The 19,030-nt window shown below is 66.2% G+C and carries 19 protein-coding genes and 3 pseudogenes; 10 read left to right on the plus strand and 12 right to left on the minus strand.

What is annotated here, in order from left to right:
• Positions 1–126: 126 nt before the first annotated feature.
• Together ACWD04_RS21195 and ACWD04_RS21200 are read right to left on the minus strand one after the other, a co-directional pair.
• Positions 127–465: a GNAT family N-acetyltransferase gene (locus ACWD04_RS21195; protein ID WP_451134091.1), complete on the minus strand. Its 339-nt coding sequence runs from the start codon at positions 463–465 to the stop codon at positions 127–129.
• Between the two features lie 22 nt (positions 466–487).
• Entirely contained in the window at positions 488–1,477 is a 990-nt protein-coding gene (locus ACWD04_RS21200; protein WP_451134093.1) for a pirin family protein, read from the minus strand.
• Positions 1,478–1,598: 121 nt separating this feature from the next.
• On the opposite strand from ACWD04_RS21200, the gene ACWD04_RS21205 reads away from it, so the two are divergent.
• The gene (locus ACWD04_RS21205; RefSeq protein WP_451134095.1) at positions 1,599–2,189 is read left to right on the plus strand and encodes a carboxymuconolactone decarboxylase family protein; all 591 of its coding nucleotides are present in this window, start codon (positions 1,599–1,601) and stop codon (positions 2,187–2,189) included.
• Between the two features lie 122 nt (positions 2,190–2,311).
• Here the strand turns inward: ACWD04_RS21205 and ACWD04_RS21210 are convergent, their stop codons facing one another.
• Together ACWD04_RS21210 and ACWD04_RS21215 are read right to left on the minus strand one after the other, a co-directional pair.
• Positions 2,312–4,051, minus strand: a complete 1,740-nt coding sequence (locus ACWD04_RS21210; RefSeq protein ID WP_451134222.1) for a pyruvate dehydrogenase — start codon at positions 4,049–4,051, stop codon at positions 2,312–2,314.
• A gap of 117 nt (positions 4,052–4,168) precedes the next feature.
• Positions 4,169–5,056, minus strand: a pseudogene (locus tag ACWD04_RS21215) (IS701 family transposase); the annotation flags it as partial.
• 169 nt (positions 5,057–5,225) lie between these two features.
• Here ACWD04_RS21215 and ACWD04_RS21220 point away from each other — a divergent pair.
• Positions 5,226–5,375 (plus strand): annotated as a pseudogene (locus tag ACWD04_RS21220) (IS630 family transposase); the annotation flags it as partial.
• Positions 5,376–5,735: 360 nt separating this feature from the next.
• Here ACWD04_RS21220 and ACWD04_RS21225 read toward each other — a convergent pair.
• From ACWD04_RS21225 to ACWD04_RS21235, 3 genes are all read right to left on the minus strand, one after another.
• Positions 5,736–6,113 (minus strand): nuclear transport factor 2 family protein, encoded by a 378-nt coding sequence (locus ACWD04_RS21225; RefSeq protein WP_451134097.1) that lies wholly within the window; start codon positions 6,111–6,113, stop codon positions 5,736–5,738.
• Between the two features lie 306 nt (positions 6,114–6,419).
• Complete coding sequence (locus ACWD04_RS21230) at positions 6,420–6,830, minus strand: (4Fe-4S)-binding protein (RefSeq protein WP_451134099.1); 411 nt, start codon at positions 6,828–6,830, stop codon at positions 6,420–6,422.
• A gap of 31 nt (positions 6,831–6,861) precedes the next feature.
• Entirely contained in the window at positions 6,862–7,170 is a 309-nt protein-coding gene (locus ACWD04_RS21235; RefSeq protein ID WP_451134101.1) for a GNAT family N-acetyltransferase, read from the minus strand.
• Between the two features lie 383 nt (positions 7,171–7,553).
• Here ACWD04_RS21235 and ACWD04_RS21240 point away from each other — a divergent pair.
• Positions 7,554–8,012, plus strand: a pseudogene (locus tag ACWD04_RS21240) (MarR family winged helix-turn-helix transcriptional regulator); the annotation flags it as partial.
• A gap of 332 nt (positions 8,013–8,344) precedes the next feature.
• Here the strand turns inward: ACWD04_RS21240 and ACWD04_RS21245 are convergent.
• Positions 8,345–8,749: a nuclear transport factor 2 family protein gene (locus ACWD04_RS21245; RefSeq protein WP_451134103.1), complete on the minus strand. Its 405-nt coding sequence runs from the start codon at positions 8,747–8,749 to the stop codon at positions 8,345–8,347.
• A gap of 135 nt (positions 8,750–8,884) precedes the next feature.
• Here ACWD04_RS21245 and ACWD04_RS21250 point away from each other — a divergent pair, with 135 nt between their 5' ends.
• Positions 8,885–9,385 (plus strand): helix-turn-helix transcriptional regulator, encoded by a 501-nt coding sequence (locus ACWD04_RS21250; RefSeq protein WP_451134105.1) that lies wholly within the window; start codon positions 8,885–8,887, stop codon positions 9,383–9,385.
• A 211-nt stretch (positions 9,386–9,596) separates the two neighbouring features.
• Here ACWD04_RS21250 and ACWD04_RS21255 read toward each other — a convergent pair whose 3' ends face one another.
• Complete coding sequence (locus ACWD04_RS21255) at positions 9,597–9,737, minus strand: hypothetical protein (RefSeq protein WP_451134107.1); 141 nt, start codon at positions 9,735–9,737, stop codon at positions 9,597–9,599.
• 432 nt (positions 9,738–10,169) lie between these two features.
• Between ACWD04_RS21255 and ACWD04_RS21260 the strand changes: the two genes are divergently transcribed.
• From ACWD04_RS21260 to ACWD04_RS21280, 5 genes are all read left to right on the plus strand, one after another.
• The gene (locus tag ACWD04_RS21260) at positions 10,170–11,240 is read left to right on the plus strand and encodes an LLM class flavin-dependent oxidoreductase (protein ID WP_451134224.1); all 1,071 of its coding nucleotides are present in this window, start codon (positions 10,170–10,172) and stop codon (positions 11,238–11,240) included.
• On the plus strand, positions 11,237–11,905 hold the full coding sequence (locus tag ACWD04_RS21265) for an NADPH-dependent F420 reductase (RefSeq protein ID WP_451134109.1): 669 nt from the start codon (positions 11,237–11,239) through the stop codon (positions 11,903–11,905). Before ACWD04_RS21260 ends, ACWD04_RS21265 begins: the two co-directional genes overlap by 4 nt.
• Before the next feature lie 74 nt (positions 11,906–11,979).
• Positions 11,980–12,372, plus strand: a complete 393-nt coding sequence (locus ACWD04_RS21270; protein WP_451134111.1) for an N-acetyltransferase — start codon at positions 11,980–11,982, stop codon at positions 12,370–12,372.
• A gap of 97 nt (positions 12,373–12,469) precedes the next feature.
• Entirely contained in the window at positions 12,470–13,777 is a 1,308-nt protein-coding gene (locus ACWD04_RS21275; RefSeq protein WP_451134113.1) for a glutaminase, read from the plus strand.
• Positions 13,778–13,875: 98 nt separating this feature from the next.
• Positions 13,876–14,718, plus strand: a complete 843-nt coding sequence (locus ACWD04_RS21280; RefSeq protein ID WP_451134115.1) for an alpha/beta fold hydrolase — start codon at positions 13,876–13,878, stop codon at positions 14,716–14,718.
• Positions 14,719–15,184: 466 nt separating this feature from the next.
• Here the strand turns inward: ACWD04_RS21280 and ACWD04_RS21285 are convergent, their stop codons facing one another.
• Complete coding sequence (locus ACWD04_RS21285) at positions 15,185–16,390, minus strand: glycosyltransferase (protein WP_451134117.1); 1,206 nt, start codon at positions 16,388–16,390, stop codon at positions 15,185–15,187.
• 763 nt (positions 16,391–17,153) lie between these two features.
• On the opposite strand from ACWD04_RS21285, the gene ACWD04_RS21290 reads away from it, so the two are divergent.
• Positions 17,154–17,606 carry a hypothetical protein gene (locus ACWD04_RS21290; RefSeq protein ID WP_451134119.1) on the plus strand — a complete coding sequence of 151 codons (453 nt, stop codon included), beginning with the start codon at positions 17,154–17,156 and terminating at the stop codon, positions 17,604–17,606.
• Between the two features lie 327 nt (positions 17,607–17,933).
• On the opposite strand, the gene ACWD04_RS21295 is transcribed toward ACWD04_RS21290, so the two are convergent.
• Positions 17,934–18,806 (minus strand): TauD/TfdA dioxygenase family protein, encoded by an 873-nt coding sequence (locus ACWD04_RS21295; protein ID WP_451134121.1) that lies wholly within the window; start codon positions 18,804–18,806, stop codon positions 17,934–17,936.
• 18 nt (positions 18,807–18,824) lie between these two features.
• On the minus strand, positions 18,825–19,004 hold the full coding sequence (locus ACWD04_RS21300; protein WP_451134123.1) for a hypothetical protein: 180 nt from the start codon (positions 19,002–19,004) through the stop codon (positions 18,825–18,827).
• Positions 19,005–19,030: the final 26 nt, after the last annotated feature.

Genomic DNA, 19,030 nt, shown 5'->3' on the forward strand with positions numbered 1-19,030 from the left:
TGCGTGCATCCCCGGCGGGGACTCCAGGGCCTTCTGCAAGGACCCCGGCAAGCCCACCTGCCGGAGACCAGGCGAAGTGAGCCAGGAGTCCCCTCCGCCAGGAGAGGGAGGAGTCAGCAGGGCTACTCAGCCTAGCTGCGTCTTCAGCCACCGCAGGACATCAGGTGTAACCGGGTCCGTGATGTCCGCGAACTCATCGTGCCGCTTGAGGAACTTGGCGACGTAGGGGCAGACCGGGACGATCCGCATTCCGGATGCGCGCACGTCGACGAGTGCCTGCTGGACCAGCTGTGGGGCCAGCCCCTGGCCGGCGAAGGCCTCGTCGATCTCCGTGTGGAAGAAGACACGTTGCACACCCAGGTCACGGTAGGCGGTCAGACCGGCGCGTTGGCCGTCGACCAGGATCTCGTACCGGTGGTCGGCGTCCGCACGCTCGACGACCGTGGTGGTGGAGGGCTCGCTCATGGTGTGCCTTTCGCGAGGGAGGTCACCGGGCCGGTGGGTTCCGGCGCGGTGCGATGACGGCGTTCGGCAGGGCCGGTGCGGGCAGGGGGCCGCCGGGAAAGTCCTCGATGACGCCGAAGCGGTCGGAGGAGGCTTCCCAGTCCTCGCGGGCTTTCACCATGTCCTCGTGGCTGCGGCCGACGAAGTTCCACCACATGACGATCTCCTCCCCGAAGGGAGGTCCTCCGATGAGGATGGCCCGCGCCGGGGCGTCGGTCTCGTTCACCATGGTCAGGGTGTCCGCGCCGCGAGGGACGTAGCCGAGTTCGGCAGGCCGCAGCACAGTGTCGACCATGCGGATGTCTCCGCTGTCCACGAGGAGTCCGTGCTCGAAAGTCGCGTCCACGGCGAGAGTGAGCGTCACATGGGGTTCGATGACGATCTCGGCGCCGAGCAGCGGCGTGAAGGTCCGGGCCAGGGAGGTTTGGCCGACGAGCGAGCCCAGGAAGACCCTGATCTCAGCGCCGTCTACCCGCGCGGGTTCGGGCACGTAGTGCTGGAAGTCCCGGGCAGCGTGGCGGTGTTCCTCGGGCAGCGCGACCCACAACTGGACGCCGTGGAGGACGGCGGTGTTCGGGGTGGAGACCTCTGAGTGGGCGATGCCATGTCCGCCGGTCATGAGGTTCATCTCACCGGGCCGGATCAAGGCATGGGTGCCGAGAGTGTCGCGATGTTCGACCTCTCCGCTGAACAGCCAGCTCACCGTCTGCAGTCCGGTGTGCGGATGCGGGGGCATGTTCATGCCTCCCGATACGGCGACCTGGTGCGGGCCGTAGTGATCGGCGAAGCACCAGGCGCCGATGAGTGTGCGCTGCCGCTGGGGCAACGTCCGCCGCACGCTCATCGCGCGTGGACCCCCGAGAGGAACTTCGCGCGCCGATAGGACATCGACCCTGGGGACTCCTGCCGGCCGGTCGCCTTCGACGAGCGCACCGCAGCGCAGAGCCGCGGCATCGGTTTCCGCGTTGCTCACCGAGAGCACCTCCCACACGATTTAGTTGTCACGTCAACCATCATGCCACAGTGCAGGCCGATAGCCAAAGCACCCGCACGAACACAGGCCACTCCGAGCGTGGCCCGAAGGAGGCCCCGACGTGAGCGACCGCACCCGCTTGTCCCCGCCCCGCAGGATCTTCATCGACAAACAGAGCCCCGAGGTCTCCCATGCCCTGGTCCAGGTATCGGAGGCGGTCCGAGCAGCCCCCGAGGCCGGACTCGACCACACCACCACGGAACTGAGCAACCTCCGCGTGTCGCAACTCGACGGCTGCGCCTACTGCCTCGACGTGCACACCAGAGCGGTCCTGTGCGCCGGTGAATCACCACAGAGAATCGGAATTCTGAGCGCGTGGCGGGACGCCGGCCTGGTCACTCCCTCGGAGCGCGCCGCCCTGGCTCTGGCCGAGGCCACAACCGATCCGGTGAACGCCACGACCCACGCATCCGCTCACGAGGCCGTCCGGGAGGCTCTCTTCGAGGACCAGATCTCAGCCGCGATCCGGGTGGCGCTCACCATCAACGCGTGCAATCGCGTGTCGATCATGAGCAAGCACCCCGTACCGTCGCTTCACAACAAGTGGAGGTGGCCGGCCCGCCCCACCGCTGCGTCACGGAGAGGTGTTGCGACGACCGCCAGAACCCAGAGGGCAAGCCGGGGTCCAGGATGTACGTCATCTCGTAGGTGAGCCGCTCAGTGCTGATGCCGGCCTGATCCCACGGCGGCCTGGGCACAGTGGACCGCGCCGGTGCCCGTCAGACGGCCGGGGACATGAAACCGGTCTCGATCTCGCTGTGGACGGAGACCGCCTCAGGGGCGGGGCAGGTTTCGCAGGTTGGCGCGGGCAAGGTCGAGCATCTTGCCGACGCCGCCGTCGAGCACTGTCCGGCCCGCGGCGAAGGCGAATCCCTTGACCTGGGCGGCCGAGACGTGCGGCGGGATCGACAGCGCGTTGGGGTCGGTCACCAGGTCGACCAGGAACGGTCCGTCATGGGCGAGCGCCTGCTTGAGTCCCTGGACGACATCCCCGGGGCGCTCGATGCGGATCGCATCGATGCCCGCACTGCGGGCTATCGCCGCGTAGTTCACCGGCTCGTGGTCGGTCTCGTGCTCGGGCAGCCCCTCGACCAGCATTTCCAACTTCACCATGCCCAGGGAGGAGTTGTTGAAGACGATCGTCTTCACCGGCAGATCGTGCAGCTTCACCGTGAGCAATTCGCCCATGAGCATGCTCAGTCCACCGTCACCCGACATCGAGATCACCTGACGGCCGGCGTATGCGAACTGGGCGCCGATGGCGTGCGGCAGCGCGTTGGCCATCGTGCCGTGCAGGAACGAACCGATCACCCGGCGCCGTCCGTTGGGGGTCAGATAACGCGCCGCCCAGACGTTGGACATGCCAGTGTCCACGGTGAACACGGCGTCGTCGGCCGCGAGTTCATCCAAGACGGAGGCCGCGTACTCAGGGTGGATCGGGGTGTGCCCCTCAACGTCGTGGGTGTAGGCGGAGACCACCCTCTCCAGCGACTTGGCATGCTTGTGCAGCATCCGGTCCAGATAGGTACGGTCCCGCTTCGCCTCGATCAACGGCAGCACAGCCCTCAGCGTCTCCCGGACGTCTCCGTGGACCCCGAGTTCGAGAAGAGTGCGACGGCCGAGCCGGCCCGCATCGTGGTCGATCTGCACGGTACGCGCCTGCGGCAGGAAGTCGTTGTACGGGAAATCGGTACCGAGCAAGACGACCAGGTCGGCATCGTGCATCGCGTCGAAGCAGGCGCCGTAGCCCAGTAGACCACTCATACCCACGTCGTACGGGTTGTCGAACTGGATCCATTCCTTGCCCCGCAGGGTGTGCCCGACGGGGGCGGCAGCCTTCTCTGCGAGCGCCATGACCTCAGCATGCGCGTCCCGCACTCCCGCACCGCAGAACAGCATCACCTTCCGTGCCGCGTTCAGCTTCTCGGCCAGCACCCGGACCTGCCTGTCCGGCGCGACGACGCGGCCGCGCTCGGTGACCAGGTCGCTGCTTCCCGTCGGGTGAGTCGCCTCGTCGTGCGCGACATCGCCCGGTATCACCAGGACTGACACGGCACTGTTACCAAGAGCCCGCTGCATGGCGATCCGCAGAACCCGGGGCATCTGCTTGGGGGTGCTGATCATCTCGCAGTAGTCACTGCACTCCGTGAACAGCCGTTCCGGGTGCGTCTCCTGGAAGAAGCCGGTACCGATCTGATGGGACGGGATGTGTGAGGCGAGTGCCAGCACGGGCGCACCGGAGCGGTGCGCGTCATACAGTCCCTGGATCAGATGGGTGTTTCCGGGGCCACAGCTTCCGGCACACACCGTGAGCCTGCCGGTCAACTGGGCCTCCGCTGCCGCAGCGAAGGCGGCAGCCTCCTCGTTCCGTACATGCACCCACTCGATGCCGTCGGTACGACGCACCGCGTCGACCACCGAGTTCAGACTGTCACCCACCACGCCGTAGATCCGCTCCACGCCCGCCTGGCGCAGAATGTCCACCATCTGCTGGGCCACTGTCATATTTCGCATCATCGGCCTTCTCCCCTCGCTGCGCACCTGTCCCACATGACTCTCGCCGGCCAATATAGTTGATGGATCCACTTTCGAAGTATGGGCGCCGGGAGTACTCCAGTACGGTTTCGTGATCTATCCAGCAGATTCGTCGGTGGTCCGTCGTTGGTAGTGGCTGCGTCGGGCTGTTGCCTGGTGGTGTCTGCGCCAGTTGGACCAGTGCACCAGCCTGGCCGGCGGGTGGAAGACGGCGGCGAGGAGGTGGCGGATCTCCGGGACGGTCAACGCGATGGGAGCGCTGATGCGGGCGGGCCGGTGCTGGCCGGCGGGCCGCTGTGGTGCCGCATCGGCGGTGAGGGCGGTCAGGAAGGCCAGGGCGAGCATGGCGAGGGTGATGTGTCGGTGCCATGAGGTCCAGTGGCGGACCTGGTAGTGGTCGAGTCCGACCTGGCCCTTGGCGGCCTGAAGGCACTCCTCGACGCTCCAGCGGACACCTGCGACGCGTACCAGCTCCGCAAGGGTGATCGTGGCGGGTGACCAGCACAGGTAGAAGGCGAGTTCGCCGGTGGTTCGGTTGTGGCGGATGAGCAGGTGACGGTGCTCGTCGGTGCCGATGTGGATCCAGGCCCAGTCGTAGTGGCGCGGGCCCTTCGCGCCGTTGCCCGCGTTGTGGCGTTGTCAGGCGGTGGCGGGCAGGCGGGCGGCGACGTTGTCCGCGCGGACAGGGGTGCGGCCGTGGTTGATCCGCACCCGCGTCGAGCAGGCGACGGCCATCACGTAGCCGGTGCCGCGTGTCTCCAGGGCGGCACGGAGCTGCGGGTCCTGCCCGTAGGCTTCGTCGCCGGTCACCCACCGTGCCTTCACCCCGGCCTCCAGCGCGGAGACGATCATTCCCCAGGCCAGGCGGGGTTTGGTCGCGAACTGCACCCCCTCGGGTGTCCCGGTCGTCCGGCGTCGCTCAGGATCGCCGCACCAGGAGTGCTCGGGCGGGTAGAGCCGGCGGTCGACCAGTGCCCGCCCGCGCACCGCCCGCTGCGGTTTCCGCCCTCCCCGAACGGCCGGGCCGAGACGTTGTCCGCGGACAGTGCAAACAACCCTGTCACCAGCCACGAAGCTGGTTCAGCTTGCCTGCGTCCGGAGGGCGCGCGCCGTCCACCGGTCCTCCAACCGCCCTCTCGCCGGGCGGTGTTGAAAGGCGCCGCCGTTCGCGCCCGACCTGAACCCCGTCGAGGCCCTCTGGTCACTCGTGCGCAGAGCTATGACCAACACCGCCTTCGACACACCCGACGACCTCGGCCGTGTCCTCCGCCGAGAACTACGCAGGATCCAACTCCGGCCCCACCCTGAAAACCTCAGTAACGCTGCCCTCGAAGGGCAGTGGGCCGCACCGTCAGTTCTCCCCGGTCACCATCTACTCTTGAGCCGTTACGGTGGCGGTGGTGCCGGTCTGCCTGATCGTTTCGCTCATCAACCCGCGGATGCTTGGGCTGATGGACGCCTGGAGGCCGCCGGACCGCCGGATGATCCAGTGATCGACCGCTGGGAGGACCACCCTCGACTGCCCGCGTGCCGACGGCTGATCGGCCCGGAAGACCGCCCGCTACCCCGCCGGCCCTGGACACCCTGACCCGCATGCTCACCGGAGTGACCGCGTCCACCGCCGAAGCGGAGCCGGCCTGAAGCCATGGACGAACGGGCCGGCTCAGCCGGGGAGACGGGTGAACTCATTGCGGAGATGGCTGATGAGCCCCTGAGCATCGAGCGTGGCGTGTTCCACCCCGGCGACGGTGATGAGGCTGCCGTCCGTCTTGCGTGCCGCGCAGACCCACTCGGCCCTGAGCGTGCCGTCATCAAGGACCGTGGTGTTCCAGAAGTGCTTCATTTCGGCGTGGGCGGCGAAGTGGGCATGGTAGAAGGCTGCGATGGCCTCACTGCCGTGCGCCGGCTCCGGGCCGATCTCGACGGTCGCGTCCGCCGCGAAGAGCGCCAGCGCTTCGTCCAGAGCCACTTCGTCATGGACCGCCCGGTCGGACAGACCTATGTAACGGTCCAGTGCGGTGGAGGTCGTGGTCATGGTCATGATGGCCGTCACACTCTTCTCGTCATGTTGGGGTTCTTGAACGATCAGCCCGACGGAGCCGTGAGCACCGTCAGGTGCTCCTCGGTACGGAAACCCGCGGAGGCGCAGAGCGGCTCCCCATCGAGCTCGCGTACGGGTACGCGGTTCCGACGCCCGCGGCCAACTTCGCGCGGAGCCTTCTACGCGCGTTGGTACTCCAGTGTGACTTCGCGATCTTGTCGCGGACCCGGCTGGGGACGGGTGCGGCCATCGCGTGCCCATCGATTGGTGTCACGGGTGCCGCACTCGGAGAACTGCACTGCCGTGTCACTGACCGCAGGACCCCGCGTGGTCGCAGTACGGCTGGAGACGGCTCCGCCCGCAGCCGCACAGCACGACCCTGGTCTCGGCGCGTACGCCCTGCGGCGTGTCCACACTCAGGTCCCCGCGCACGGTCAACTGCCCGGTGGCACTACGGGTGATCGTGGTGGGCCGGTCGGGGGTTTCCGTCCCGCCCTCTACGAGTTCGTACCGAAGCGCGCCCGAGGGACAGCGCCGCACCACTTCCGCCAGGCGTTCGGCCGTGGATTCATCCGGCTGGATCCACGGCCGCTTCGTCGTGTCGAACACCTCGGGCAGGCCATGGACGCATTCGGCGGCATGGAGACAGCGCCCGGCCTCGAAGGTCACCGTCATCGACTCCATCCGGTATGCCTTCAGCTCGGATTCGCCGCTCATGCCCGACTCCCTCACTGCCATGCTCGGCTTCTCAGTCACTGACCTTGCTGCGGGACTGGTACAGCAGGTCCTGGTACTCGGGGTGCCGGCTGATCCAGCCCCCGAAGAAGGGACAAGTGGCCAGCACCCGCAGGTTCGCGGCGCGTGCCTCGTCAAGGGCGGTGCGGGCCAGCGCGGACCCGACTCCCTTGCCCTCGTACTCCGCCTCGACCTCGGTGTGCACGAACGCGACGAGCTCCGTCGTACGGATGTATTCCGCGACGCCCGCCACTTTGGACTCTCCATCGACGCGGGCCTCATAGCGCTTCGCCTCGGGCACGTCTCTCACTTTGACCGTCATGCGTCCTCCTCGTAAGTCCGATCCCGCTCGACTCGGCAGAATCCCGTCAGCCGGGATATCAACCTAGCCCCATCAGGTTGATGGATCAACTTAATGGTCGACGAGGGAGCGAGCACGCGATGCAGGAGATCCGCAGACACGTCCTGGAACTTGACCCGCAGGAGACGGGGCTCGCACCACTCGCCCTTGACTTCGAACCGGACAATTTCGGCACGTTCTCCACCCGCCCGACGGACATCGACCCCGGCACCTTCCCACTCGCACGCCAAGGCCCGGTCTGCACCGAAGCATCTTGGTCACGACGGACGCGGCCTCGCCGAAGGTCACGTCGCCGCCACCGCGAGTGGATGAGCTGTCAACAACTTCGTTAGACCGCCCTCACGGACGCACCACCACGCTGGTTCGACCCAGAAGAAGACCGCTTGGGACAACTTCATCCGCATGCGGATGAAACTCGTCGGACGGCTGTCCCGCCACCTCCAGGCCGACTCCGGAATGTCCGCCTCCGACTACATCGTGCTCGTCAGCCTCACCAAAAGGGGCGACGGGCGGATGCGCTTCGTGGACCTGGCCAAACTTGTGCAGTGGGAGAAGAGCCGGATGTCCCACCAGGTCACGCGGATGGCGAAACGCGGGCTCTATCCAGGGAGGAATGTTCCGACGACGGACGCGGAGCATTCATCGTCGCCACCCCGGCCGGTTACAAGGCGATCGAAGAGGCCGCGCCCCAGCACGTCGAGCACGTCCGCCGCCTGTTCATCGATGCCCTGACCCCGAACCAGCTCAGCACACTCGCCCGGCTCAACAAGCGCGTCCTGGACCACATGGAGAAGCAGCCGGACCGACCGGGTGAGGGGATGCAGCTCCCTGGATCACTGGACGGCAGCCCTGCACCAGTCCGGCAGGGACGTCCTGGTGCGCGGGCCGCCGGCCGAGTTCGCGACGGGCGCGCTCATTGCTGAGCCACTCGCCCGGGTCAGAGGGCCGGCCGGCAAGCCGAGCATCCCGCGGGCCTCCTCGAGCACCGGATGGTGTCTCTTGCCAGGGGCCTCAGAGGCCATGGCTGACGTTCCGACGACGGGACAGTTCCTCGCCGCTCTCACCCACGTCGTTTCGATCCGCTCGTCGGAGCACGGCGCTGGGACGGCCCTGACCGGCGCACCCTCGCAGGGGGTTAGTTACCCGTCGGTGCGGGAGCTGGGACCGGACCCAGGTAGAACCGTGACCGGGCGATCCGTCCGTCTCGGGTCCATATGATGGCAGGCCCGCCCAGCACCACCGTCGCGCCGTCCGGCCCGGTACCCACCATCTCCCACTCTGTCCAGAATTCCGGGCCTGCGGTGGCACGGCGCAGGAGCTGTGCCCGTATGTCAGGAAGCCGGCCGTAGATTGCGGTCCAGTTGGCGAGTACATGTTCGTTGCCAGTGAACCCTTCCGCTGGGCGATGCGGCACCTCGGCTACGTAGTCCAGGGTGAAGCAGTCCGCTACCCGCTGAGGATCATGCGAGTTGATCGCGTCCCTGAGGCGCTCGACCGGGTCCTGTCGGCTCATCGTGCTCATCTCCATGTCGTCCATCATCGACTCCGTCCCTTCGACGTCTTCCGGCCATTGGGCTCCCGGTACCACCGGCTCGCATGGCCACGGTCAGGCGGCGCGGGTCTCCGACTCGGTCGCGCCGACGCCGAGTTACGTCTCCTGGTAGTGCACGCCAACATGGTTGAGGAGACGCTGCCAGATCCGAGCCCGGCCGATGTCCAGACCGCGCGAGACACGCTGGTCGAGCTGACCACTGCGGTGACGCACCACAGCTTCGACGACATCGATACCCGCCTTGCCCCGGCCCTCGCCCAGGCGGCGAAGAACCTCGCGGAGGAGCGGCTCGCCGATGTCGATCTCTCACCAGCGATGCCGGCCCGAGAGCTGAACGTTTCTGTGCGTACTTTGCAGCGTGCGTTCGCAGCGGGTGGAGAATCGGCGATCGCCTACATCCGCGAACGGCGCTTGGAGTCGGCCAGACAGGCGCTGTTGGCGTCTCGGCTGACCGTCTCGGAAATCTCCCCGCACCGACAGTTCGCCGACGGCAGCCACTTCATCCGCGCCTTCAAGCAGCGCTATGAGCTGGCACCTGCCGAGTTCGTCCGGAAGAGTACCTCATCAGAGGCTGGCCGCCGCCGCGTTTGCCGGGTTGTGACTATTGCCGGAACCAGCTCATGATCGTCGAGGCTATCTCATTCGATCTGTTCGAAAGCGGGTTACCGCTCCGCGACGAAGCTCACCGGCGCATCGCTGTGCCCGCACCCGGCGCAGAGCATGGGTCACGTCTCGCCCAAGGTGGCGACCAGCGCATGGCCGGCAGTTGGAGTCAACGCATAGAGGCTCCGCCGATCGTGGAGCGGCTCATTGCCCAGTCGGAAGATGTCGACGATCACCACCGGGCCGGGCCCCGGCCGCGGACGAGGCTGTGCGTGAACACGGGGCCGCCCTGGGCTGCGATGCGCTTCGGCTCCCAGGAGAATTCCTGCGTGCCGGCCACCGCAGCGCGCAGTGCGTCAAGGCCGTTGGCCATGTGCGGGCCGTGCCGCACATACGGCTCGGCCCAGCATCTGGACCATACGATCGCCTGAGTCCCGTCGAGCCTGTTGAGAGTGGCGACCCCGGTCGGCGAACCGCCCGACCAAGCCGCGGCCGACCCGATTGTGGACCAGGCACCGACTCGCTGACGTGCAGCTGCACCAGCCACGCCACGATCTAGTTGACATGACAACAATGGGGTGTCATGTTTACGCACCAACTAGATCGGTGGAGGTGGTGTGGGTGACGCAGGGGCCTGCGAGACGAGTCCTGTTGTTCGGGTTGGAGAGCGGGGATCACACCTGCACCTCATGAGCGGGCGGGAGATCGAAGGCCAGGTCGACCGACACAGACGTCCCGCCCGCTCGTCACGAACCACGCACTGCCACACCCCGACACAACGAAAGCGTTGAACGAAGTGAACACGATGGATGTCTCGCAAATGGAGTTCGGTATCGACAGTTTCGGAGACCTGCCCCGAAACGACCGGGGCATAATCGTCTCGCATGCGCAGGCGATCCGCGCTGCAGTGACCGAAGCGGTCCTTGCCGACCAGGTCGGTATCGACGTCGTTGCGTTGGGCGAGCACCACCGATCCGAGTATGCGATCTCCAGCCCTGAGACAGTACTGGCGGGCATCGCGACGGCCACGAAGCGCATCCGGCTCGCCTCGGGCGTGACAGTGCTGTCCTCGGACGACCCGGTGCGAGTGTTCCAGCGGTTCGCCACGGTCGACGCACTCTCCAACGGCCGCGCCGAGGTGATCCTCGGACGCGGTTCCTTCACCGAGTCGTTCCCCCTGTTCGGGTACGACCTGAAGGACTACGAAGTTCTGTTCGAGGAGAAGATCGATCTTTTCCATCGACTCCTGGACGAAAAGCCGGTCACTTGGGAGGGCACCACGCGAGCCGCCCTGCACCATACAGACGTGTACCCGAAGACCGATTCGGGACGCCTCAACACCTGGGTAGGGGTTGGCGGGTCACCGCAGTCCGTGCTCCGCACCGCTCAATATGGCTTCGGGCTCATGCTCGCCATCATCAGCGGCACCCCCGACCGGTTCGCGCCCTACGTGGATCTGTACCGGCGTGCCAGCGAAGAGTTCGGCACGGCCGCACAGCCGATCGGAATGCATTCGCCCGGCTTCGTCGCCTCCACCGACGAAGAAGCCAAGGAGCTCTTCTACCCCGGGTACAAGGAAATCCGCGACCGGATCGGGGCGCAGCGCGGCTGGCCGCCGCTCCGCCGGAAAGAATTCGACGCCGAGGTGGACAACGGATCACTGTATGTCGGCTCGGTCGAGACGGTCGCGACCAAGATCGCCCATGCTGTCCGGGTACTGAACGCGGGCCGGTTCGACATGATCTACTCCGCCGCCGGCACCGTTTCAGCCTCCGCACGTCTACGTTCGGTCGAGTTGTACGGCACCCAAGTCATCCCTCGGGTCCGCGAGCTTCTGACCGAGCAGCCCGGGGTCACAGCGGGAGCGACACGATGACCAACCCCGTCACCACTATCGGGATTCTGGGAGCCGGGAAAGTCGGCACCGTCCTGGCGCGCCTGGCGGTCGCCTCCAGCTTCCGAGTCCTGATCTCCGGGTCCGGTGACCCCTCCAAGATCGCGCTGACCACCAGAATTCTCACCCCTGGAGCGACCGCCGTGTGGCCGGCCCAGGCCGCGAGTGCCACCGACGTGGTGGTCCTGGCTCTCCCGCTTGGCAAACATCGCAACCTCCCGGTTCCGCAACTGGAAGGAAAGCTGGTCATCGATGCGATGAACCACTGGTGGGAGGTCGACGGTCGCCGCGACGCGATCCTCCCGCCCGACACCTCATCGAGCGAAGTCGTTCAGCGGTTCCTGCTGGGCGCGCGTGTCGTGAAAGCCCTCAACCACATGGGCTACCACGACCTCGAAGACGAGGCTCGTCCAGCCGGCCACCTCGGACGCAAGGCCATCGCAATCGCCGGTGACTCGCTCGAGGATCTCGCCATCGTATCTGCGCTGATAGACACTCTCGGGTTCGACCCACTCACCATCGGCGACCTCGCAGCGGGCGTGCGACTCGAGCCCGGAACTCCCGCCTTCGGAGCCAATGTCGACGCCGACCGGCTCCGCGTGCTTACCGCCGCCCTTGCTCCGACAAGACTCTCTGAGCACTCGTAACAGAAAAACAGAAACACCGCGCGAATTGGAGAACTGTGGCCACGCTGCGACGCTCTCTAAAGAAAGACAGTCGGATGACTCAAGAATTGACCGGCAACACCGGTGCATCCATGACAGTCGAGCTCGATCTCGCCAGCCCGATCAGCTCCTACTCCATCAGACGCGCCGACAAAACACCCGTCGGCACGGCCGACTTCGTCGCCATATCCGATGTACGCGAAGATCGGATATTTTTTCATACCGAGGTGTTCCAGGTTTTCGGTGGACGTGATCTGGTTGAGCTTCTGGTGAGCAAGGCGCTCACTGACAGCATTCGCGAAAATGCCACCGTTGTGCCCTTATGTCCGATGTTTGCTCGCCATCTGCGGGTACATAGCGACCAATTCATCGCGAGTGGTGGCGTGTTCCGCCAGCCGATACCTGGCGACATAGGAATAATCACGCGCGCCGCGCTTGGCGAGGCGTGAAGTCATCTCCCCGATGCATCGACAATGTGACGCGGTGAAGCGCTGCCAGGTGTAGCCTCGCGTTACGGCGGACACAGCAATTACGCATGGAGGACGAATGCGGCCAATAATTCCGGACTATCTGGCCGAGGCGCTCGGAGATGTGAAGTCGGACACGTCCGGAAGGCCGGCGGGATATATACCTGAGCTCGCAGCTGCGGACCCCGAGCGCCTCGGCGTGGCTTTTGCCATGCTTGACGGAAAAGTATATGGCGCCGGTGACATCGATATCGAGTTCACGATCCAATCGATCTCCAAGCCGTTCGCATATGCCCTGGCACTTTCTGATCGCGGATTCGACCCCGTGCTCGCCAAAGTCGGTGTCGAGCCCTCTGGAGAAGCGTTCAACGAGATATCACTCGAAAGCGGTACCGGGCGACCTCTCAATCCCATGATCAACGCTGGCGCGATCACCGTCCACTCACTGGCCGGCGCAGAGGACCTGAATCCGGCAGGACGCGTGGAGCGCGTGCTCCACGGCCTCTCAGCGTTCGCCGGTCGTCGACTGGAGATCGATGAAACGGTATACGCGTCAGAGATCGAGCACGCGCACCGCAACCTCGCCATTGCACACATGCTCCGCAGCCACAACGTCCTCACCGGGGACGCGAGAACCGTCGTGGACGGCTACACCCGCCAGTGTTCCGTGCTCGTCACCACGCGAGACCTGGCCATGATGGCCGCGACGTTGGCCAACCGCGGGATAAATCCTCTTTCGGGTGAGCGGGTGGTGCCTGAAGCGGTGGTGCGTCAGGTGCTGAGCGTCATGTTCACCTGTGGAATGTATGACGCCGCTGGTGACTGGGCGACCCAGGTGGGAATTCCGGCAAAGAGCGGGGTGGCCGGGGGCCTGATCGGTGCGCTCCCCGGACAGATCGGCATCGCCACGTACTCACCACGATTGGACCCTCACGGGAACAGCGTTCGCGGGGTGTCACTGTTCGAACGATTCTCTTCAGACATGGGTCTGCATGCGATGGATGTTCCCGTCACTGCGCTTGCGGTCGTGCGATCCAACCATGTCGTAGGCAGCGGACCGAACGCGCTCCGGGTTCTGCAACTGCAAGGTGGAATCGGTTTCGCCGGAGCCGAAAGGGTGGTCAAGGAAGCCGTGGACACCTCGCCTTGGGAAGTCAGGGTGGCTCTGGACCTGACAAGGGTCTATTCAATCGACGACGTGGCACGGCGCATGCTGCTCGAGGTCGCACGCCGGCTGACGCTGAGCGGTCACGACGTCTACCTCGTCGACCCAGAATCGGTCATGCCGGATCCCGACCCCGGCGATGGTGGCCGAGTCACAGTCGTGGACAACGTGGATCAAGCCGCGATTCCGACGCGGGGTGGCTCAGCACAAGAGCCAGCCTGATGCGGAACGGCGAAACCTCTGACCCGCCTCCGGTAACACAGTTTCCGCACACAGATATGGCCGAAATTCATTTTCTTCGGCAAGGAGGGAAAGAAATCATGGGTTACATCACCGTCGGCACGGAGAACAGTACGCCGGTCGAGCTCTATTACGAGGATCAGGGTTCTGGGCAGCCGGTCGTCCTGATCCACGGGTATCCACTGAACGGGCACAGCTGGGAACGTCAGACGCGCGAACTGTTGGCCCAGGGCTATCGGGTCATCACTTATGACCGTCGTGGCTTCGGTCAGTCGTCGAAGGTGAGTTCCGGTTACGACTACGACACCTTCGCCGCTGACCTGAACACGGTCCTTGAGGCCCTCGACCTGACGGATGTTGTCCTTGTCGGCTTCTCGATGGGCACCGGGGAACTTGCCCGATACGTGAGTCGCTACGGTCATGAGCGTGTCGCGAAGCTCGCCTTCCTCGCCTCGCTCGAGCCGTTTCTCGTCACCCGCGACGACAACCCCGACGGGGTGCCGCAGGAGATCTTCGACGGCATCGCCGCGACCGCAAAGGAGGATCGGTACGCTTGGTTCAAGCAGTTCTACGCGGACTTCTACAACCTCGACGAGAACCTCGGCACCCGTATCAGCGAGGAGGTCGTGACCGGTAGCTGGAACGTCGCGATCCGCAGCGCTCCGGTGGCTGCGTATGCGGTCGTACCGGCATGGATCGAGGACTTCCGCGCTGACGTCGAGGCGGTCCGTCTGAGCGGCAAGCCCGCACTGATCCTGCACGGAACAAACGACAACATCCTCCCGATCGACGCCACTGCGCGCCGATTCCACAAAGCACTCCCCGAGGCCGACTACGTCGAGGTCGAAGGAGCGCCGCACGGCCTGCTATGGACCCACGCCGACGAGGTCAACACCGCGCTACGCGACTTTCTCTCGAAGTGACGGTGGATGACTGAGCGTTTTCAGAGTGCCCACCGGTCGGGTGACGGGGTGGTCTCCCAACAACGCACAAGGCTCCTGTGCCGTTGAGAGAGGTGCCGACCTGCACGCCGTTGCGGCCCCGAACGCAGCCCACTCGCTCAGGACCCGTGCCGCGGACGAGCTGTCGAGTCACGCAGCGACCCTCCCAAGCGGGAGCCAGGCACCTGTGTCCACGTCCCCCGTCATGGCGGTCACCCGGTCAGCAAGCTGAAACCCTCCCGCACCCCATGCTGACCGTTGGCTGACCCGACCAGCTCTACCACGCCTCCGACCTGCACAAACATCCGCACGCTAGATCTTGGACTTGAACATGGTACGCATCATGGAGCTACTCCCGGGCTAGGCTTCCTGCCTGCGTTTTTGCAGGTCAAGTGCTGTTTCCCTACCTTACAACGAGTCGCAGGTCCGGTCAGCTTCGTGGGCCCGCTCACGGGAGGGCCTCGACCAGCAGGCTCGCGGCCACCGCCGCTCCGTCGGTGCGGATCCGGCTTCCCAGAGCCTTTGCCCGCGCCTGGGTCTCGGGTGTCAGGGCCGTCCTGAGCGCGCCACCCAGGGACTCGACGGTCGGAGGCGGACCATCGAGTGCCGCACCGATGTCCAGGTCCGCCACCCGGCCGGCCCAGTACGGGTTGTCCGACAGCTGGACAGGTATCACCACTTGTGGCGCGCCGGCCCGGGCGGCCGTCAACGTCGTGCCCGCGCCGCCGTGGTGCACCACGGCGGCCACCCTGCCGAACAGGCGCTGGTGGTTGACCTCGCCTGTGGCGAAGCAGTCGTCTCCCTCGTCGGCCAGGTCCTGGTCCGCCCAACCGGTTGATACGAGAACACGGCGTCCCTGTGCGCGGATCGCCTCGACGGCCATGCGGACGATGTCCTGCGACGGGCGCAGGCTGCCGAAGCCCACGTAGACCGGCGGCGCGCCCGCGTCCAGGAACGTCATCAGGTCGCCCGGCAGCGGGCGTTCGTCCGCCAGGCTCCATGCACCTGTCTGCACGACGTCGAGGCCCGGGGTCTCCCGCCACGGTCCCAGGACCGGGTCCGCAGCCAGCCACGGCTGGCCGGTGAAGACGTGGTCGCGGACGTTGTCCACCGGTGGCAGAGCGATCGCCGCCCGGTGGGCGTTGAGCGTCTCGCTGAACTGGGCGTTCACATGGTGGGCGTCCAGCTCCCACAGCGTCCGGTTGTCGTTCGCCTCCGGCTCCGGCCAGCCCGGCCGCGGTGGCGGCGCATGGTGCGGCGACGGCAGGTGTACCGCCGCATAGCTCGCGTACACGTAACGGATGCCCGCAGCCTCGGCCACAGACCGTGCGGCGATCTGTGCAAGGCCGGCCGCCACCAGTGCGTCACACCCGTCGACCGCCGTGGGGAAGACGCTGAACTGTGTCTCGACCAACTCGGTCCTGTACCGGGACAGGTCCGCTGCCGACGGCAGAGTCGTCCCGCGCATCAACTCCCGCACCGGTGGCCCGACCGGCACCAGTTCCACCCCGAGACCTGCGAGCCGCTCAGCGAAGTCCTCGTCCGGCGGGGCGCACATCCGCACCTCCACACCGAGCGCCCGCAATCGCACCGCGAGTGTCACCAGCGGTTCGACATCGCCACGCGTCCCGTATGTGGACAACAGCACTCGCATCCCGCGTCCTCTTCCGTTGAGTCTTCCCATGCTGCCCGTTGACGGCGATGTATCGGTGGTCAAGAGTATGCGGCAGCAGTCCAGGTCGCGGGATGCTGAACGCGGCGGTGGTCCCCCACTCCCGTGATGACGGCGCCGCGCACGGCCCGTCCTCGCCCAGGTCGATGAGCAAGTGAACTCTGCCGGAACGGAGATGGCTCTGATGACGGTAGGCGTCCGGAGGTGCCCGCTACGGACTGGGAGGTGGTCGGTCGCGTCCTTCTCACGAGTCAACCAGACGATCCCGGGGTGAACTTGTGTGTCCTGGAGCAGCGGCGAGCTTCCGCCGGGCCCTCCGCGGACGATCAGGTCCATCAACGCTACGTTTCCCTCGTGGGAGCCGGCCTCAGCGACTACGTTGAGCGCCAGCGTGTCTTCGGGCCGACGGTGCAACGTCGACCTGCCTTGGGCTGCCCGTACCGGCGAGGTACATAAGGTTCCCGATCGTCAACACAATCGGAGAGCTACTCAATGCGGAGTTCGTCCGTGGTTGTCCCTGATGTTTCGGTCATCTTGCCCTGCGCTGGATTCGGAACGCGTTTCGGGGCGCCCTACCCGAAGGAGCTGCACTGTCTGGCTCCTGGGGTCACCGTGCTGGACCGCAGTCTGGAAGCCGTTGTCGAACTGGCCAAAGGCGGCCTCAATGTGCGCGTGGTTGTCGTGTTCGGGACGCACAAGCTGGAGACGGTGAGTTACCTCACGCGCTACGCCCGAGACCTTTCAAATGGTTTTCGTCTACCAGGACGAGCCGTACGAACCAGGTCTCGACGGCGCGATCCGGTCTGCCCTGCCGATGACACAAGGGCCAGTGGCCCTTGTCCTGCCTGACATCGTTGTTACCGGCGCGGACACGGCCGGCGTTCTCCTCGCCGCGGTGCGGCGAACAGAGGTGACCGGTTGGAGCGTAGTGGCCACTGAAGAACGGGATCCCGACAAACTGCAGCAGATGGGCGCGCTGGCCGTGGCCGAGGTAGGCGGTGTCGTGACAGTGGGGGCGGCCACCGACAAGCCGGTGGACCCTTCGGGCTTCAACGCGTTCTGGGGCATGGTGGCAGTCGCCGAGGACGAGGCGCACAGGCTGCCTGATGTCGTGGGGAGAGGGGTGGCCAGCCCTCTTGCCGGTGCGGCCGCCCTCATGGTGGAAGGGATCGTCAACTACAACACCGTCGCGGGCTGACGCTCCGCACACCGGCGGACTCGTGCGTGGATGGCCCTGCGCACGCTCGATGCCCGGGCCCGAGCTGGAGCGTTCGCCCACGCTGAAAGGGCCGGTCCCGCGCCGCAGGCCGTCGCCGCGGCAAAGCCGGCCCGGCTCATGGGGGCCGCCACAAGCCGCTTACGCCAACGGTTCGGCACGTGATCGGGGCCGGCCGCCCAGGAGGCCCGAGGGCGCCTTCGTGACGGCTTCCGACGCGGTGGGCCCGCCACGGGGCCGTGAGCAGGGACCGGCGAGGCGTGTGCACGGGCCCCACGGTCCCGCACAACGCCTCCTCCGGTCGCGCCGTCAGCCCTTGACCGGGCCGCCGTTGATGGCGATGCGCCGGCCGTAGCGGGAGTAGGGGTAGTAGTCGTACGTCGCGTGGTGCTGAACGCAGCGGTTGTCCCAGATGACGAGGGTGCCCGGGGTCCAGCGAACGCGGCAGTGCAGGACCGGCCTGCTGGCGATGGTGTCGAAGAGCATGTCGAGCAGGGCCCGGCTCTCGTGGGCGGAGAGCTGCGGGATGCGGCTGGTGTAAGCCTTGTTGACGTAGAGCAGCTTGCGGTCGGTCTCGGGGTGCCGGGCGACGAGCGGGTGCTCGCTCTTGGGGATGACGTAGTCCGCGGGCGGGGTGTAACCCGCCAGAGCCTGGGCGCCGTCGTGCAGGGCGGTGAGCTGGTCCAGCAGGGAGCGCATGGCCGGCGAGAGCATGTCGTAGGCGAGGTGCATGTTGGCGAAGAGGGTGTCGCCGCCGCAGCCCGGCTCGGGTATCTCGGTGATGTAGAGCATCGACCCCATCGACGGTTCGGCGTCGGCGGTGCCGTCGGCGTGCCAGCCGTTGCCCGCGACGTCCGCCGCGGCTGATGTCGTGCGGATCTCCAGGACGTAGGGGTCGCCCTCGGGCGGCGGCGGGTTCACGGGACGCAGCTCGCCGAAGGCTGCGGCGAAACGCCTGTGGTCCTCGACGGTGATCGTCTGATCGCGGAAGACGAGGACGTGGTGATCGCGGAAGGCGGTGCGTATCTCATCCAGTTGCTCCGCCGGAATTTCCTTCGACAGGTCGACGCCTGAGACCTCCGCTCCCAGAACGGGAGTGATCCGTTCGACGGTGAGCGTGCGGTGCGCGTACACCGGACGCGTGGTCACCGCTTCCAGTGCTTCGCGCTCGTATGACTCCATGACATCCTCCAGAGGGGGTTACAGGCCTCGGTCGAGCAGTTCGACGAGGATGATGCGGCCGGAGGCGAGGTCGCCGTGGACAGCGTCGTCCGCCTCGCACAGCTCGGTGCGCTGCCGTCCGTCCGAACCGGTGGTCCGGCGGTACAGGTCCACGATCCCGGGCTCCTCGATGTCCAGTGGATCCGGCTCGGCGACCACGGGCCTCCGCAACGGCCGGACGGGCA

This window comes from Streptomyces sp. NPDC002911 (assembly GCF_053591835.1).